This window comes from Janthinobacterium sp. J1-1 (assembly GCF_030944405.1).
Classification (GTDB): Bacteria; Pseudomonadota; Gammaproteobacteria; order Burkholderiales; family Burkholderiaceae_D; genus Janthinobacterium.
This window is the reverse complement of record NZ_CP132339.1, coordinates 1,307,172-1,325,065: the sequence shown is the minus strand read 5'-3', so window position 1 is coordinate 1,325,065 and position 17,894 is coordinate 1,307,172. Positions and strand designations below refer to the sequence as shown.

Below are 17,894 nucleotides of genomic sequence, written 5' to 3'. Positions count from 1 at the left end.
TTGCTTATTACCAGTACAGCAACAGCGGCCAAGGCTGCTTTTGCTCCCTTCCGGCACAGGTGCTACATTATGGAACACCAGTGCAGGTATACACAGAGCCGCGCCCAGGAGCGACGGCCAACCGAGACAAAGAGACCATCATGCACCGTCCTACTGCTACAGATCTGAACAGGTCGACGCCGGCGTCCGCCTGGCCGGACAATATGCCGCTGATTATCGAGACTTCACACCGGCGCTCGGTCGACTATGGCTTGCGACCGGAATCGGTGGCCGACTTCAGCCCGCTGGCGCGCAGCGACCTGACGGTGCTGATCGAGCAGAACCGGCTGCTGCACGCGCACGCCGTGCCGGCCATGGAGACGCTGTACCAGCAGATCGTCAATACCCACAATATGGTGATCTTGACGGACGCCACCGGCGTGATCGTCCATTCGCTGGGCGACGACGACTTCCTGGAAAAAGCCAGCCGGGTCGCGCTGCAGCCTGGCGTGGCCTGGTCGGAGGCCAGCAAGGGCACCAATGCGATCGGCACGGCAATCGCGGAAAAATCGCCGACTCTCGTACATGCCGACCAGCACTACCTGGCCGCCAACCATTTTCTGACCTGCTCGGCCGCGCCGATTACCGACCACCTGGGCAATGTGATCGGCGTGCTTGATGTGTCCGGCGACCAGCGCAGCTTTCACAAGCACACCATGGCGCTGGTGCGCATGTCGGCGCTGATGATCGAAAACCAGCTGTTCTCGGCCACTTTCGAGGACTCGATTACCTTGCACTTTCATACCCGGCCCGAATTCATCGGTACCCTGATGGAGGGGATTGCGTCGTTCAGCCCGGGTGGACGCTTCCTGGCCGCCAACCGCAATGGCCTGTTCCAGCTGGGACTGCCGTTTTCCGCGCTGCAGTCGCATACCTTCAGTTCGCTGTTCGGCCTGCCCGTCTCGGCCCTGTATGAGCACTACCGCACCGCCGCGCCCGGCCTGCTGACCCTGTGCATGCACAATGGCGTGCGCGTGTATGGCCGCGCCCAGCTACGGCTGGCCAACAACGTGTTCCAGCAATCGCTGAGCAATGACAGGCCCGTCGTCGCCGCCAACCAGGCTGCGGCCCAGGCGCGGCGCCTGTCCGGCCTGCGCTACCTGCGCACCGGCGATCCGCAGCTGGAACTGGTGATCGACAAGGTCACGCGCGTGCTGGGCAAGGATATCCCCATCATGATCATGGGCGAAACGGGCACCGGCAAGGAACTGTTGGCGCAGGCCATCCATAACGATTCACCGCGCGCCATGAGTCCTTTCGTGGCCGTCAACTGCGCCTCGATTCCGGAAACGCTGATCGAGTCCGAACTGTTCGGCTACGAGGACGGGGCGTTTACCGGCGCGCGCAAGAAAGGCGCGATCGGCAAGATATTGCAGGCCAATGGCGGCACGCTGTTCCTCGACGAGATCGGCGACATGCCCTTCAGCCTGCAGGCACGCCTGCTGCGCGTGCTGCAGGAGCGCATGGTCACGCCGCTGGGCAGCGACAAGTCGATTCCCGTCAACGTGGAACTGATCTGCGCCACCAACCACAATCTGCGCGAGCGCATGGCACGCGGCCTGTTCCGCGAGGATCTGTATTACCGGCTCAACGGCCTGGTGGTCAAGCTGCCGCCGCTGCGCGAGCGCACCGACCTGGAAACCGTGGTGAAGAAAATCCTGTCGACGGAAGCGGAACACGGCCGCCATCACGTGTCGCCGGAAATCCTGGCGCTGTTCCGCCAGCACCGCTGGCCCGGCAACTTCCGCCAGCTGACCAATCTGCTGCGCACCGCCATCGTGATGGCCGGCGACGAGACGGAAATCTGCCTGCGCCATATGCCCGACGACTTCCTCGACGATATCGAACAACATCCGGATACCGCAGCGGGCATTGAGGCCGGCACCGACCGCCTGCTGGCCCAGGGCGCCAACCTGGAAGAGATGGAACAGTCGGTGATCGCGAAGTCGCTGGCGGCGAACGGCGGCAATGTCTCGGCCACGGCGCGCGCGCTGGGCGTATCGCGCAATACGATTTATCGGAAAATTCCCGGCCTGAAGTAGGTAGCCATTGTAGCGCGCCATTCATGATGCTTCCGGTGGAAAACCGGGTGAACGCCATTCGCGGCCCTGCTTGTCGATGGCCAGCAGGTCGACGCCGGGCAGGCTGGCCGCCAGCAGCGCCGCCCTTTCACGGCCCAGCACCATGCAGGCGGTCGACAAGCCATCGGCCAGCATGCCGGTCGGCGCCATCACGGTCACGCTGGCCAGTTCCTGCGGCGAGTCCCCCGCCGCAGGATCGAAGATATGGTGGTGCAGATAATCGGGCGTAAATACGCTTTCGTAATCGCCCGAGGTCGCCACGCCGCAGCCGTTGATGAACAGGGTCGCCGCCAGCGCCTGATCGTCGCGCGGATCGCGCACGCCGAGTGCCCACGGTTGATGCGCGCGCTTGCGTCCGCGCGCCACGAATTCGCCCGTATCGAGCAGCGCATGCCGGATGCCATGCGCCTGCACCGCCGCCAGCGCCATATCGGCCGCATACCCTTGCGCCAGGCCGTTGAGGGTGATCGCCATGCCGGGCGCCAGGACTACCCGCCGCTCATCGAAAACAAGCTGGCGCCAGTCCACCATCGCTTTGGCCTGCCGCCGCTGCGCCGGGGCCGGCAAGGCGCCGCGCGCGACCGCCTCGCGCCAGGCGCGCCACAAAGGCTGGACGGTGATATCGAAGGCGCCGTCCGTCAGCTGCGACAATGCGCGCGCCTGCGCCAGCACCGCCAGCAACTGCGGATCGGGTCGATGCAGCACGCCATCGCGGTTCAGTTGGTAGACCTGGCTGGCCGGCTGGTAAATGCTCATCAGGCGGTCGACCCGCTGCGCCGCCGCCAGCGCGTCGCTGATCGCCATGCGCGCCACCTGCTCGTCCTCATGCACGAGCGCGATCTGGATGGTGGTGCCAAAAGCCAGTGCGATACCGGTATGCACGGGTGCATGACGCGGCCAGGCGCAGCTGCCTGCGGCGATGGCGCCCAGCGAGGCGCTCAAGAAACTGCGGCGTTTCATGTGGCACCTCCTGGATCGGCATGAATGGGGATGGTGCGGGCGCGCTTCAGTTCCAGCAGGCGCGGTGCGCAGCGCTGCTCGCTTTCGTGGATCACCACGCAGTCCATGCACTGGAAACATTCCGCATACACAACCGCGCCATCGGGCTTGATCGCCTGGTAGTCGCAGCGATGGCGGCAGGTCTGGCACGGCGTGCCGCATTCGCTGCGGCGCGGCAGCCAGTGGAGCAGGCGAAAACGTCCCAGCAGCGCCAGCGCCGCGCCCAGCGGACACAGATAGCGGCAAAAGAATTTGTGGATAAAGGCGCTGGCCGCCAGCAGCGCCAGCGCATACGCCGCATATGGCAAGGCGCGCACGAAGTTGAGGGTAATGGCCGTCTTGAACGGCTCCAGCTCCACCAGCGTATCGATGGCCAACCCTGTCAGCGCGCTGGCGACGATCAGCGCCAGCGCACCGTATTTGACGCGCTTGAGACGTTTATCCACTGTGCGGCTTATTTTCACTTGCGGCAGCTTGCACCACCTGGCCAGCTTGCCGGTCAACTCCTGCAGCGCGCCGAACGGACATAGCCAGCCGCAGAATGTGCCTCGTCCCCACAGCAGCAGCGAGACCAGCACGAAGGCCCACAATGCCACCGTCATCGGATCGTGCAGCAGGAATGACAGGCTGCGGCCGGCCACCAGCGCTTGCACGATGCCGGTCAGATTGACGATGGAGAGCTGCGCCTGCGCATGGTAGCCGATAAAGCCGATGGTAAATAACAGATACGCAAAACGGAACCAGCCGAAACGGCGACCATCGCTGCTCAGCTTGCGCGGCATGGACAACGCCAGCGCCAGCACGGCCAGTCCGACGAGCAGGATCAGCAGATCGCCGCGCCGGTCCATCCATGCCGCATGCCAGCTGGTATCGCCCGGCGCGGCGATCAGGAAGCGCGACGGCACGCGATAGCTGACCGGCAGCTGGCGCACTATGCGCTCCGGATAGAACTGGCCCTTGCTGCGCGTGACCGGTACCGTAAAGTCAAAGGCGGCGCCAGGGTCGAGGCCGGCCTCGGCAGGCACGCGAAAGACCGTCAGGCTGGCGTCCGCGGGAACGGAAATACCGGGCAGCAGTTTCAGGTCCAGGTCGAGGTCGCGCATGTCGATCGCCAGTTCATGCTGGCGCAGCAGCAGCCGCTCGGGTATACCGCCGCGCGTAAAATCGTCACCCGGCACGCGGTGGCGGCCGGACGACATGACGAGGATGGCCTGGTCGCCCTGCTCTATCCAGGGCTTGAGTTTTGCCAGGCTGGCTTCCGTCAGCAGGCTGCGCGCCACGCCGGGCACGGAGACGCAGGCGAGATACAGGTCGATAAAAACATCATCCGGCTGGCGCAGCGCTTCTTCATCGAGCCGCGCGCCATCGCTGCCGGCGTACAGCTTTTCCATTTCAGCGTTGGTGACGCGCAGATGGCGTACCAGCCCGTCTTCGAGCAAGCGCTGGAACCCGATTGCATCCGGCAGGTCCGTGCGCACGCGGGCGATGCCGGCCGCGCCCTTGCCGGCGCCAAACCCCAGCTTGCGGCGCGACACCAGCAAGGCCGCCGCCAGCACGCTTTCATTGATGATGCGCACCGAAACGGTCGCCTTGGAGATGCCGTCGATCTGTACGCGCGACGCATCGGCTGCATGCGCGCGCCGGCCATTGGTCTCGATGCCGATATGCTGTTTCAGCGAGATGCCCTGGTACTGCCTGACGAATTCAAATAGCGGCGCTTCGCCCAGGCCATATTGGAACACCGGCTCATGCTGCGACAGCACCTCGACGCCGAGAAAGCGTCCGGAAGGATCGATCGCCACCAGCAGATTGACGGGCACGCCCGAAAAACCGGGGATGGGCGCCAGGTCGACCGATTCAAATACATAACCGGCCAGCTCGCCGCCACTGCCTCCCTGGCGGAACAGGGGCCAGACCGGCAGTTCCGCATCGCGCTCGCCGACTGTCAATGGCGCCGGAAAACGGCGCGCCAGTTCGGCCTGCGTCATCACGCCGGCATGGGCGGAGGTGGCGCCGATCAGCAGCGCCAGCACGCCCGCCGCCAGGCACAAGGCGAGCGTTATCGCGCGCCGGCAGCGCGCCATGGTAGGCATCATGGTCTCCAGTAATAGGGTCAGGCAGGCGTAAAAAAAGCCGACGGCCGCAGCCGTCAGCTGAAACTGCGTCCGGGCGAGCGGGGAGATGACGCCCGCGCAGTTCCGGACCCAGGTGGCAACAAACTAGTTCGTCACACCCTTCGAGGGGTGCTGCAGCTGCGCCAGCTCGTCATCGGTGAACAGGCGCGAGCGCGTGAGGAAGCGCCGGCCCGTGCCGTTATCGAGCGAGAACATGCCGCCGTTGCCATCGACCACGTCGATGATCAGCTGCGTATGTTCCCAGTAGGCGAACTGCTCGATGCCCATGTAGAACGGCGTGCCGTCCAGATTGCCGAGGTAGACGTCGGTGTCGGAGAGGTTGAACTCGCCGGCCGCGTAGCACATCGGCGCGCTGCCGTCGCAGCAGCCGCCCGACTGGAAAAACATCAGCGGGCCATGCTTGCCGCGCAGGGTGGCCAGCATGTCGAGCGCGGCCGGGGTGGCCGTCACGCGTTCCATGGTCATGATGACTCCTTAGAAGAAACCCAGCGCGTTCGGGCTGTACGACACCAGCAGGTTTTTCGTCTGCTGGTAGTGGTCCAGCATCATCTTGTGGTTTTCACGGCCGATACCCGACTGCTTGTAGCCGCCGAACGCGGCGTGGGCCGGATACAGGTGGTAGCAATTGGTCCACACGCGGCCGGCCTGGATGGCGCGGCCGACGCGGAAGGCGCGCGAACCGTCGCGCGTCCAGAGACCCGCGCCCAGGCCGTACAAGGTGTCGTTGGCGATGCGCAGCGCGTCCGCTTCATCCTTGAAGGTGGTGACCGACACCACCGGCCCGAAGATCTCTTCCTGGAAGATGCGCATGCTGTTGTCGCCCTTGAACACGGTAGGACGCACGTAATAGCCCTGTTCCAGGTCGCCGCCCTGCGTATTGCGCTCGCCGCCGGCCAGCACTTCGGCGCCTTCCTGCTTGCCGATGTCGATATACGAGAGGATTTTTTCCAGCTGTTCCTGCGACGCCTGCGCGCCCAGCATGGTGGTCGCATCGAGCGGATTGCCCTGCTTGATCTTGGCCACGCGCTCCAGGGCGCGCGCGATGAAGGCTTCGTAGATCGATTCCTGGATCAGCACGCGCGACGGACAGGTGCACACCTCGCCCTGGTTCAGCGCGAACATGGCGAAGCCTTCCAGGCATTTGTCGAAGAAGGCGTCGTCGGCGTCCATCACGTCGGCAAAGAAGATATTCGGCGACTTGCCGCCCAGTTCCAGGGTGACGGGTATCAGGTTCTGCGCCGCGTATTGCATGATCAAACGGCCGGTACCCGTCTCGCCGGTGAATGCGATCTTGGCGATGCGTTTATTGGATGCCAGCGGCTTGCCCGCTTCCAGGCCATAGCCGTTGACGATATTGAGCACGCCGGGCGGCAGCAGGTCGCCGATCAGTTCGATCAAGACCATGATCGAGGCCGGCGTCTGCTCGGCCGGCTTGAGCACCACGCAATTGCCGGCGGCCAGGGCCGGCGCCAGCTTCCAGACAGCCATCAAAATCGGGAAGTTCCACGGAATGATCTGGCCCACCACGCCCAGCGGCTCATGGAAGTGATAGGCATAGGTTTCCGAGTCGATCTGTGCAACGGAACCTTCCTGGGCGCGGATGCAACCGGCAAAGTAACGGAAGTGGTCGATCGCCAGCGGGATGTCGGCGGCCGTGGTTTCACGGATCGGCTTGCCGTTGTCGATGGTTTCGGCGGTGGCGATCAGCGACAGATTCGCTTCCATGCGGTCGGCGATTTTGTTGAGGATATTGGCGCGTTCGGTTTGCGAGGTCTTGCCCCACGCTTCCTTGGCGGCGTGGGCGGCGTCCAGCGCCAGCTCCACGTCTTCGGCAGTGGAACGGGCCACTTCGCAGAAGACCTGGCCGGTGATCGGCGTGATATTGCCGAAGTATTCGCCTTTGACGGGAGCGACGAATTTGCCGCCGATATAGTTGTCGTAGCGCTGTTTGAAGGGATTGGCTACGCCCAGTTTGCTGATGTCTGCCAGATTCATGTCGTCCTCTTTCTCGTTGGTTTTAGCTTCGATGAAGCCGCCGCGAGGCGGCCCTTGGAGTGTTGTGTCAGGTGATCCTGATCTCTTGTTTTGCAAATGCCGTGCCAGCCTTCAAACAGCGGCAATAGTCACGTGCCGCCGTGCAGGCTGCGTCAAATGGGATCATCGGCGTCTTGCAGCTGTTCCGTTTCTGAGCAACGGAACAGCCGCAGCGGCAAGGCGCATGGCGATGCGCGCGATGGCATACCGATTGCTACCCTGGTCATGACGCAATCAGCGCATAACCACAACGGAGACCATCATGACCCCACGTATTTCTACCACCAGCAATATCCGGCGCCTGCGCACGGTGCGCCTTGCAGCCGGCGGCCTCGCCTGCATGCTGGCGGCCGCGGCCGTCTGGGCCCACGGCAATATGACGCCGCAGGCGGTCGACACGTCCACACTGCCACAATTGGGCGCCGAGTGGCGCACGGAAAACCCATACCGTAACAATGCGGAAGCGATACGGATCGGCAGCGCCGCCTACACCCAGAACTGCGCCCGCTGCCACGGGCTGGAAGCCGTCTCGGGCGGCATGGCGCCGGACTTGCGCAAGCTCGACAATGACTGTGCGGCCTTGCCCGACGCCAAGAAAAAAGATGGTTGTGCGCAGGAGATCGATCAATATGTGCTGGACACGGTGCGCCATGGCCGCTCGCGCAATGGCGCCGTCTACATGCCGCCATTCGAGGGGGTATTCAGCCAGGAGGCGATCTGGGCGGTAAAGGCCTACCTGGAAACACGGCGCGAGATGCCGTTGTAAGGCCGCCCATCCATCACCGGGAGGCGCTGCCGTGGCAGCGCCTTTTTTATGCTCTAACCAGGAAGCTTGGCCCACGCCAGGCACCAGCCCGGCCCGGCAATCTGCTTGCGGCCGAACATGGCGCACCCCGCCCAGGCATCGTCCTTTTTCCCTTGGAAGAAAGAACAGTTGGCACAGTGCTGTGCCGGCTTGTGTTGCGGGTATTTTTTGCTATCAACCGTGTTCGTATCGTGGCGGTAGCCGAGCGCCTTGGCCTGGTCGCTGTCCTCGTCGACTTTCGGCGCGGTCGATTGTGCGCCGGCGAGCGAGGCTGCGCCCATGCCGCCGACGGCGAGCAGCTGGCAAAGAAAATGGCGGCGTGGTGCTTGATGCATGGTGGTCTCCTGTTGTCGTTATCAAGAAGGCGCAAGACGGCCTTGTTCCCTGCTTCAGCAACCCTTGTGCCAGCAGCTGCCTGCCACGGGCGGCCCGCCCACCCTGTTGCAAAACAGGACAACGCGGCGTCCAGGACTGTGGCAGGACGGCGCACACGCCACCACCAGCGCCATGAAAAAAGCCTGGCATGCATGTTGCTCAATTGGTCATCAGCGACCACGTCGCATGACCAACCATAAAAACCAGCAAGGGAGACCAGCATGCAGCCAGTATTTCCACGTCCAATCGCTTTCGCCATCCTCGCCCTGATCGCCGGCGCCGTCTCGGCGGCCGACGCCAAGGTCACCTGGGACGATATCGCCAACGCCGACAAGGGCACCGCCAATGTGCTCAGTTACGGCCTGGGCCTGAAAGCGCAGCGCCACAGCCTGGCGAAAAAAATCAACACGAAGAATGTCGATCAGATCGTGCCTGCCTGGACCTTCTCGTTCGGTGGCGAAAAGCAGCGCGGCCAGGAAGCGCAGGCGCTGGTCCATGATGGCATCATCTATGTGACGGCCTCGTACTCGCGCATTTACGCGCTGGACGCCAAGACCGGCAAGCAGTTGTGGGCCTATGAACACCGGCTGCCCGACGATATCCGCCCGTGCTGCGATGTGGTCAACCGGGGCCCGGCCATCTATGGCGACAAGGTCTATTTCGGCACGCTGGACGCGCGCATGGTGGCCCTGAACAAGAACACCGGCAAGGTGATGTGGAACGAGAAATTCGGCGACCAGAAGCTGGGCTACACGATGACGGGCGCGCCGTTCGTGATCCGCGAAAAAGGCGGCCGCGTGCTGCTCATACACGGTAACTCGGGCGATGAATTCGGCGCCCAGGGCTGGCTGTTCGCGCGCGATCCGGACACCGGCGCGGAAGTATGGGCGCGGCCGCTGGTCGAAGGCCATGTGGGCCGCACCGACGGCAAACCGGGCACGCCGACCGGCGACGCCAAGGCGCCCAGCTGGCCGCGCGACAAGGACGGCAAGCTGCGCGAAGCGTGGGAACACGGCGGCGGCGCGCCATGGCAGACGGCGTCGTTCGACCCGGAGACCAACACCATCGTCATCGGCGCCGGCAACCCCGCGCCCTGGAATACCTGGGAGCGCACCAAGGAAGGCGACGACCCGCGCAACTGGGACAGCCTGTTCACCTCGGGCCAGGCCTATGTCGACGCCAGCACGGGCGAGCTGAAAGGCTTTTACCAGCACACGCCGAACGACGCCTGGGATTTTTCGGGCAATAACTCGGTGGTGCTGTTCGACTACAAGGACGCCAAAACGGGCAAGCTGGTCAAGGCCTCCGCGCACGCCGACCGCAATGGCTATTTCTATGTAACCGACCGCACGAAACTGGCCCTGGGCGCCGGCTATCCGAACAAGCCGACGTCATTGATCAATGCCTGGCCTTTTGTCGACGGCATCAACTGGGCCACCAGCATCGACCTGAAAACCGGCCGGCCGGTGGAAAACGGCAAGCGCCCGCCGCTGCCGGAAGCGGGCGCCGACAAGGGCAAGGCCGTCTTCGTCTCGCCGCCTTTCCTGGGCGGCACCAACTGGATGCCGATGTCGTATTCGCCGGACACCGGTCTGTTCTATATCCCCGCCAACCACTGGGGCATGGATTACTGGACCGAGCAGATCCACTACAAGGCCGGTTCGGCCTACCTGGGCCAGGGCTTCCGCATCAAGCGCCTGTATGAAGACCATATCGGCACCCTGCGCGCCATAGATCCGAAGACCGGCAAGATCGTCTGGGAAAACAAGGAAAAATTCCCGCTGTGGGGCGGCACTCTGACCACCGCCGGCGGCCTGCTGATCACGGGAACCTCGGACGGCTTCGTGAAAGCGTTTGACGCGAAGACGGGCAAGGAACTGTGGAAGTACCAGACCGGCTCCGGCGTGGTGTCCGTGCCCGTCACTTGGGAACAGGATGGCGAACAGTATATCGGCCTGTCGAGCGGCTATGGCGGCGCGGTCCCGCTGTGGGGCGGCGACATGGCCGAGCTGACCAAGCAGGTGACGCAGGGCGGCAGCTACTGGGTGTTCAAGCTGCCGAAAGCGCCATCCAGCAAAGTGGCAAACAAGGTGGCAAGCAAATGAGGTCCGCGCCGGTCCGCCTGGCGGCGACCGGCGCGCTGCTGTGCTGGGCCCTGTGCCTGGCACCGCAGTCCGCCTTCGCACAGATACTCAACGGCGAAGCCGCACCCGAGGTCACCATCATCAATGGCTGCCACCTGTGGCCATACGCGCAATGCGCCAACGCCGACCTGCGCGGCGCCAACCTGGTCGGCAAGGACCTGCACGGCGCCGACTTTCGCGGTGCGCGCCTGATGCGGGCCAACCTGCGCAGCGCCAACCTGGCCGGTGCCCTGCTCGATGGTGCCGACCTGACGGGGGCGATGGCCTATTCGCTCAATGCGCCGGGCGCCTCATTCAGGAAGGCCATCCTGGCCGGCGCCAACCTGGAGACGAGCCGGCTGATGCGGGCCGACATGGACGGCGCCGACCTGCGCGGCGCCAGCCTGGAAGCGGCGCGCCTGAACCTGGCCAGCCTGGTGGGCGCCAGCCTGGTCGACGCCGACCTGCAGGAAGCGAAATTCTGGGGCTCGAACCTGAAAAACGCCAACCTCGAGCGCGCCATCCTGCGCTTTGCCATTTTCCCCGACGCCAACCTGGAGGGCTGCACCGGCTGCCCGCCGGGCTGGTAAAACCGGAGCCTCGCCATGCACCGACTTTTTCTTCTGCTGCTGTTCTTGCCATTTGCCGTATGCGCCACCGAACCGAACCCCTCGCGCGGCGACCCGGCCGCCATCGACCTGGGCAGGCAGGTGTTCCAGGCCAATTGCGCCCGCTGCCACGGCGCCGAGGCGACCCAGCCGTCGGCCGAGGCGCCGGATCTGCGCCGCCTGAACGCCTTTTGCCAGCAACTGAAGGACGGCGCACTGCAGGCACGCTGCCTGCAGGATGTTGATGCCTACTTTATGATGGCGGTAAAGGCGGGCAAGGTCCGCGCGGGCATTGTCTACATGCCGCCATGGCGCGATGTGCTGACGGCACAGGAAATCTGGGCCGTGCGCAGCTTTGTCGAAAGCCGCCCGCCTGCCGCGCCGCGGCTCAAGACCAGCGTCGACATCGACCACGCAGCACACTAGCCGCAACTCACTGGAGAATTCATGAAGCAGTACCGATTCCGTTTGAACGCCGTCGCCGCCCTGTTCGCGCTGGGCGCCTGGCCGGTTGCCAGCGCCCTGGCGGCCGAGCTTGAGGCTGACGCGCAAGTCGCTACCTTGCCGGTAGCCGATGTGGTGGTGGTCAGCGCCACCCGCATCGGCCACCCCAGCTTCGACCTGCCAGCCTCGATTGACGTCATCGACAGCGCGCGCATCCAGGATGGCCAGATCCGCGTCAACGCCTCCGAAGCGCTGGCCTTTGTCCCGGGCCTGGTGGTGCAGAACCGCCAGAACTATGCGCAGGACTTGCAGATCTCGTCGCGCGGCTTCGGCGCCCGCTCGGCCTTCGGCGTGCGCGGCGTGCGCCTGATCAGCGACGGTATCCCGGCCAGCATGCCCGACGGCCAGGGCCAGGCGGCCACCTTCAACCTGGACACGGCCGAACGCATCGAAGTGCTGCGCGGACCATTCTCGGCCATCTACGGCAACCACTCGGGCGGCGTGATCCAGCTGTTTTCCAGGGACGGCCAGGGCCCCGCCTCGGTGGAGCTGAATGTCACCGGCGGCAGCTACGGCACCAATAAAGTCGACCTCAATGCGCAAGGTGAAGCGAACGGCATCGGCTATGTGCTCGACGGTTCGCGCTTTCGCACCGATGGCTTTCGCGACCACAGCGCCGCCACGCGCGAACAGGCCTTCGGCAAGATCACCGTCAAGCCCACGGCCGACAGCAAGCTGACCATCGTCGCCAACAGCCTGCACCAGGGCGGCACGCAGGATCCGCTGGGTGCCACTTGGGCCACCTTCGAACGCGACCCGCGCGCCGGCGAAATCGATGCCACGGACCCGCAAAACCCGAAGCGCACCCTGGCAGAGCGCTACAACACGCGCAAGAGCATCGATCACCAGCAGATCGGCGCCACGTATGAACAGCGCTTCGGCGACGACCGCCTGCGCGTGATGGCGTATGGCGGCAACCGCGACGTGATCCAGTACCAGGCATTCACCAAGGGCTTCCAGGCGCCCGCCACCCATTCGGGCGGCGTGGTCGACTTCAAGCGTGATTTCTATGGCATCGACACCAACTGGACCCATGTTAACCAGCTGGCGGGCGGCAAGCTCAGCACCACCTTCGGCATCGACTACGGCCGCTCGAAGGACGACCGCACCGGCTATGAAAACTATATCGGCGATGTGTTCGGCCTGAAGGGAAGGCTGCGCCGCGACGAGCAGAATGTAGTGTCCAGCCTCGACCCGTATATCCAGGCGGAATGGCAAAGCGGCCCGTGGATGCTGAGCGCCGGCGTGCGGCACAGCAAGATGAAAGTGGCGGTGGACGACCATTACCTCGGCAACGGTAACGACAGCGGCAGCCTGGAATTCAGCCATACGACGCCGGTGCTGGGTGTGCTGTACCAGGTCAATCCCAATTTGAATGTGTATGCCAGCGCGGCGCGCGGCTTCGAAGCGCCGACCCTGAACGAACTGTTTTACTCGGGCAGCGGCAGCGGCTTCAATTTCAAGCTGAAGCCAGCCACCAGCACCAACCTGGAAGCAGGGTTCAAGGCGCGCATCAGCAACAATACGCGGGTCAATGCGGCCGTGTTCCAGGTCCATACGGACGATGAACTGGTGGTCGACGCTTCCAGCGGTGGACGCACCAGCTATAAAAACGCCAGCAAGACCGTGCGCCAGGGCGTGGAAGTGTCGCTCGACTCCAGCCTGCCCTACGGCTTCACGACCCGCTGGGCGCTGACCAGCCTGCACGCCGTGTATGACGAAGCGTTTGGCGCCGTCGCCAAGGGCAGCCGCCTGCCCGGCGTGCCGAGCGCCAACCTGTTTGCGGAACTGGCATGGAAGGATAACCTCGACCGCTACGGCGCGGCGTTTGAAACCGTAGCCAGCAACCAGGTGTATGCGGAAGACAGCAACCAGGAAAAACCGGCGCCCGGCTACACCGTGTTTAATGTGCGCGTGAACGCCAAACAAAGCCTGGGCAACTGGCGCTTCAAGCAGTTCGCGCGCCTGAACAATCTGTTCGACAAGACCTATGTGGGTTCGGTCATCGTCGGCGACAGCAACAAGCGCTACTATGAAGCGGCCCCTGGCCGCAACTGGTTGCTGGGCACCAGCGCGCAGTATGTCTTTTAAATCGTACGCTCCACCGTGCACAGGGCGGCATGTTGATGCTGCTCGAAGCGTATGGTGACCGGCAGGAAGCGGGCGATGATATCGGCATTGGTCAGCGCATGCTGCGAGATGGCGGTGGCCGTAAATGCGCCGCCACCGGCCAGCGCCATCGGCAGCAGCAACTGGTCCGCCAGGTGCTCGCCGACGGCCGCCTCGGATTTCAGATAGCGCCGCACCTCGTTCAGCAGGCGCTTGGCCACCGTTTCGGCCAGCACCGACTTTTCGCCAAACGACGCAAACACTTCCGTCACGTGTTCGTGCTCCAGGGTCAGCAGCAGCACATTGCCCGGTCCCTGCTCTGCCGGCAGGCCACGCAGGCGCAACTGCTTGCCGCTCCAGCCCATGCCGGACGCCACGCGTTCCAGTTCGCGCTCGGCCACGCCGGCCGGCACGCCGGCGACAAAACTCTCCGCATGGCCGTCGATGCGTTCGCCACGCACCAGCAGCTCGATCGGCTGCAAGCGTGCGCATGGTTGCACGGTGGAGCGCACCTCGCCGCCGCCGGCCGGAAAGAAGCCGAAGCGCAGCAGCTCGATGTCGATCCGCGCCCCCATTTTTTCCAGGATGCGGCCGTACGCGCGCTGCAGGAAATGCACGGGCGGCGCCAGCGGATTATGCGTGCCGCCGCTGACCTGCACGGTCGACGGACCATCCGCATGCAGCAGCGCCGGCAATAGCGTCTGCAACACCAGCGTGCAGCTGCCGGCGCTTCCGATGGCGAAGCGGTAGTCGCCACCCCGAATCGGACCGGGCACGAATTCCAGCGTGGAGGAACCCAGCGCCACCGGCGAAGTGCGCGCGCCGCAGAGTTGTACCGCCGCCTGCACGGCCACCAAGTGCTGGCGCAGCAGGCCGGGCTTGGCCCTGCCGGCGCGTATGCCTGTCAAGCGGAATGGCTGTCCCGTGATCATGGACAGGGTCAAGGCCGAACGCAATATCTGCCCGCCGCCCTCGCCCTGCGATCCATCTATCTCTATCATCTTTTCTCTTTCTATCCCTTGACGCAGACAACCTGCTTCAACACATGCACCACATCGACCAGTTCGCGCTGGGCCAGCATCACCGCATCGATATCCTTGTAGGCCATCGGAATCTCGTCGATCACATTGGCGTCCTTGCGGCACTCCACGCCTTCGGTGGCGCGCACCTGGTCTTCCAGATTGAAACGGCGCTTCGCTTCCGTGCGGCTCATGGTGCGCCCCGCGCCGTGGCTGCAGCTATGAAAACTGTCCGGATTGCCTTTGCCGCGCACGATAAAACTCTTGGCGCCCATCGAACCGGGAATGATCCCCAGCTCACCCTCGCGCGCAGATACCGCTCCCTTGCGCGTGACCAGCACATCCTTGCCGAAGTGGTGCTCCTTCTGCACGTAATTGTGGTGGCAGTTGACCGCTTCCACATGCGTCTGGAACGGTTTGTGGATCACCGTGCGTACGGCGGCGATCAGGTTCTGCATCATCACTTCGCGGTTGTTGCGCGCAAAACGCTGGGCCCAGCCGACCGCCTCCACGTAATCATCGTAGTGCTGCGTCCCTTCGGCCAGGTAGGCCAGGTCCTGGTCCGGCAGGTTGATGAAGTGGGTGCGCATGTCCTGCTTGGCCAGTTCGATGAAATGGCTGCCGATGGCGTTACCCACGCCGCGCGACCCAGAGTGCAGCATGAACCAGACGGAGCCCTGCTCGTCGAGGCACACTTCAATAAAGTGGTTGCCGCTGCCCAACGTTCCCAGGTGGCGATAATTGTTGGTGTTCTTCAGCTTCGGCGTCTTCAGGCAGATCGCATCGAATTCGTCCTTCAGCTGCAGCCAGGCCGCATCGACCGCCGACGGCGGGGTATGCCAGGAACCCTCGTCGCGGCCGCGGTGGCCGCGCGTTTTCGGCGACATGCCGTGCGGGATGGCGCGCTCGATGGCGCTGCGCAAAGGGCCCAGGTTGTCCGGCAAATCGTTGGCCGTCAGCGTGGTTTTCGCCGCCATCATGCCGCAGCCGATATCGACGCCGACGGCGGCCGGAATCACCGCACCCAGGGTCGGAATCACGCTGCCGATGGTCGAGCCTTTACCCAGGTGCACATCGGGCATCACGGCGATATGCTTGTAGATGAACGGCAGGGTGGCCGTATTGCGCAGCTGCTTTTTCGCCGCTTCTTCGACCGGCACGCCACGCGTCCACATCTTCACAGGACGGCTGCCTTCGGTATGCATTACTTCGTATTCTTCGTTTTTCATATGCTCTCTCTTTTTTTATCATCATGAGGGGCCCGACCAGGGGTGACAAGATTTCCGGCAAGTGCCAGACCGGTTTGACGCGGTTTTACGATGTAATCCTGCCTGCATTCGGGGTACAACTCACATGACCAGGGATGGACAAGACGTTTTTACATGTAGTCCTGTCCGCATTCATGCGTACTGCCTGGTGGCCATCACACCACTGCGAACTCGATGGCTTCGATCTCGCCCACCCAATGGGCGGGGTCCAGCTGGCCGCAAGCGAACAGGGCGATCATCTTGAACACCTCGTCGGAAAAACCGCCGATATTCAAGATGTCTTCCCGCTCGCAGGCCTGCGTGGTGGCGTGCGGTGCGATATCGATGCACACCATTCTGGCCTGCGGATTGTGCCGCTTGAACTTCTGCCACTGGTGCATGGTGGCCGTCGCACCACCACGCTTGGCGTCGACCCAGGACTCATTGTCGGACACAAAAATCACCAGGTCGGCCGGTATGTTTTTCCAGTTCATGCGCGCCAGCGGCGCGCTGCAATTGGTGCCGCCGCCACCGATGGCCGCCAGCTTGGTCGCATTTTCCATTACGCTGTTTTCCGCATCGAGTTCGCACTCGACCACGTTTTGCTCGAACGGCAGCACCACCGTGCCGGGGTTCTTGCGCAGCATGGCCGCTGCCACCAGCGCCGCCACGTCGATGCAGCGCATGCTGGAAGTGGCGCTGCCGCGATAGCCGCTGACCGGCGACGACATGGAACCGGAAACGTCTGCACAGACCACCACCTTGCCGGCGACCTGCGGCACGTTCAGCAGCGATATTTCCAGCGCCTGTTCCAGAGCCGCCTTGACGATGGCCGGCACACTGTCGCCGGCCGCCATGCAGGCCGACATCAGCTGGTAAGGAAAAACCTTGCCCCTGGCAATCGCTTGCGGGTCGCGCAACTTGTCCGCGATCAGTTCGGCCATGCCGTCGACGCCGAACACGCCATGACGGGCAAAGGTATTCAGATTCATGCGCAGCATCTGCCAGCCACCCTGCCGCGCGATCTGCGCCCACTGCTCTGCCGACAAAGGCAGTGCCGTCAGCATCTGGAAAGGAACCAGCGGCACAGGCAGCGATGGATCGGCCTTGTAGCGCTCGAAAGCGGCCAGCGATGGCGGCAAGTCCGCAGCCTGATATTGCTTGCCGACCAGCCAGGCAAAGAAGGCGGCGCGCCACGCCTCCTGCGGCTTCGGATGCACCATCTTCACCACGTCGGCCAGCGATGGCGCATTGCCCACCAATGCCGCCAGCAAGACCTGTTCGGAGGCGTTGTTCAGCCAGGCCTGCACCAGCTTTTTCGGACGCGTACCCAGCGACTTGCGGCCCACGGCGCCCGAGCGCAATATCTGCACGAAGTTGCGCAGCATCTTGCCGTTGTCGATCACGCGGGCAAACGCCGGCGCCAGTTGCTGCGCCCCCTGCCCGGCCAGCACGGCCACCAGCAAGGCAGGCATGTCTTTCATATGGCCACGTTCGCGGCAATACACGGCCGTCTGCGCGATGAATCGCGGATCGATGGCCTTGCACAATTCCAGCACCATGGCCAGCTGCGCTTCGGCGCTGGCATAAAACGTCGTGTTCAGGCAGCCAGTGGCCGCATATTGCGCCAGCTGGTGGCGCGGCGACAGCCCATAGGCAGGCGCGCCTTCGGCATTGACGGCCAGCGCCGCCGGCAAATTTTCAGCCTGCTTTTCAGCCTGATTCACGCTCTGGAATAACTGCAGGTTGGCCATGATGTGCATCCTCTCTTCTTCTCGTTGATCTCGTTTGTATCCTCTCTATTGCAAGCGCTGTG

14 protein-coding genes are annotated in these 17,894 nt (G+C 63.7%); 6 read left to right on the top strand and 8 right to left on the bottom strand.

Annotated elements, in window-relative coordinates:
• The first annotated feature begins 140 nt into the window (after positions 1-140).
• Positions 141-2,081 (top strand): sigma-54-dependent Fis family transcriptional regulator, encoded by a 1,941-nt coding sequence (locus Q8L25_RS05990; protein ID WP_374694235.1) that lies wholly within the window; start codon positions 141-143, stop codon positions 2,079-2,081.
• A gap of 21 nt (positions 2,082-2,102) precedes the next feature.
• Here the strand turns inward: Q8L25_RS05990 and Q8L25_RS05985 are convergent, their stop codons facing one another.
• From Q8L25_RS05985 to adh, 4 genes are all read right to left on the bottom strand, one after another.
• Positions 2,103-3,080, bottom strand: a complete 978-nt coding sequence (locus Q8L25_RS05985) for an FAD:protein FMN transferase (protein WP_308924002.1) — start codon at positions 3,078-3,080, stop codon at positions 2,103-2,105.
• A complete protein-coding gene (locus Q8L25_RS05980) occupies positions 3,077-5,215 on the bottom strand; it encodes a 4Fe-4S binding protein (protein ID WP_308924001.1) in 2,139 nt (712 codons plus the stop codon). The genes Q8L25_RS05985 and Q8L25_RS05980 overlap by 4 nt, the downstream gene beginning before the upstream one ends.
• A 123-nt stretch (positions 5,216-5,338) precedes the next feature.
• A complete protein-coding gene (locus Q8L25_RS05975; protein WP_308924000.1) occupies positions 5,339-5,719 on the bottom strand; it encodes a DUF779 domain-containing protein in 381 nt (126 codons plus the stop codon).
• A gap of 9 nt (positions 5,720-5,728) precedes the next feature.
• Positions 5,729-7,249, bottom strand: a complete 1,521-nt coding sequence (gene adh, locus Q8L25_RS05970) for an aldehyde dehydrogenase (protein WP_308923999.1) — start codon at positions 7,247-7,249, stop codon at positions 5,729-5,731.
• 301 nt (positions 7,250-7,550) lie between these two features.
• Here adh and pedF point away from each other — a divergent pair, with 301 nt between their 5' ends.
• The gene (gene pedF, locus Q8L25_RS05965) at positions 7,551-8,054 is read left to right on the top strand and encodes a cytochrome c-550 PedF (RefSeq protein ID WP_374694234.1); all 504 of its coding nucleotides are present in this window, start codon (positions 7,551-7,553) and stop codon (positions 8,052-8,054) included.
• Between the two features lie 53 nt (positions 8,055-8,107).
• Here pedF and Q8L25_RS05960 read toward each other — a convergent pair whose 3' ends face one another.
• Positions 8,108-8,428 (bottom strand): high-potential iron-sulfur protein, encoded by a 321-nt coding sequence (locus tag Q8L25_RS05960; protein ID WP_308923998.1) that lies wholly within the window; start codon positions 8,426-8,428, stop codon positions 8,108-8,110.
• Between the two features lie 261 nt (positions 8,429-8,689).
• Between Q8L25_RS05960 and Q8L25_RS05955 the strand changes: the two genes are divergently transcribed.
• Genes Q8L25_RS05955 through Q8L25_RS05940 form a run of 4 tightly spaced genes read left to right on the top strand, consistent with a single transcriptional unit; the run spans position 8,690 to position 13,794 of the window.
• Positions 8,690-10,573, top strand: coding sequence for a methanol/ethanol family PQQ-dependent dehydrogenase (locus Q8L25_RS05955; protein ID WP_308923997.1), 1,884 nt, complete (start codon positions 8,690-8,692; stop codon positions 10,571-10,573).
• Positions 10,570-11,181, top strand: a complete 612-nt coding sequence (locus tag Q8L25_RS05950; RefSeq protein ID WP_308923996.1) for a pentapeptide repeat-containing protein — start codon at positions 10,570-10,572, stop codon at positions 11,179-11,181. The genes Q8L25_RS05955 and Q8L25_RS05950 overlap by 4 nt, the downstream gene beginning before the upstream one ends.
• A gap of 15 nt (positions 11,182-11,196) precedes the next feature.
• On the top strand, positions 11,197-11,625 hold the full coding sequence (locus tag Q8L25_RS05945) for a c-type cytochrome (protein WP_308923995.1): 429 nt from the start codon (positions 11,197-11,199) through the stop codon (positions 11,623-11,625).
• A 21-nt stretch (positions 11,626-11,646) separates the two neighbouring features.
• Positions 11,647-13,794, top strand: a complete 2,148-nt coding sequence (locus tag Q8L25_RS05940) for a TonB-dependent receptor (RefSeq protein ID WP_308923994.1) — start codon at positions 11,647-11,649, stop codon at positions 13,792-13,794.
• Here Q8L25_RS05940 and rtcA read toward each other — a convergent pair.
• From rtcA to Q8L25_RS05925, 3 genes are all read right to left on the bottom strand, one after another.
• Positions 13,791-14,813, bottom strand: a complete 1,023-nt coding sequence (gene rtcA / locus Q8L25_RS05935) for an RNA 3'-terminal phosphate cyclase (RefSeq protein ID WP_308923993.1) — start codon at positions 14,811-14,813, stop codon at positions 13,791-13,793. The two genes, Q8L25_RS05940 and rtcA, sit on opposite strands and share 4 nt — an antisense overlap.
• Positions 14,814-14,824: 11 nt before the next feature.
• Entirely contained in the window at positions 14,825-16,060 is a 1,236-nt protein-coding gene (locus Q8L25_RS05930) for an RtcB family protein (RefSeq protein ID WP_308923992.1), read from the bottom strand.
• Between the two features lie 194 nt (positions 16,061-16,254).
• Entirely contained in the window at positions 16,255-17,832 is a 1,578-nt protein-coding gene (locus Q8L25_RS05925) for an RNA-binding protein (protein ID WP_308923991.1), read from the bottom strand.
• Between the last annotated feature and the right edge of the window lie 62 nt (positions 17,833-17,894).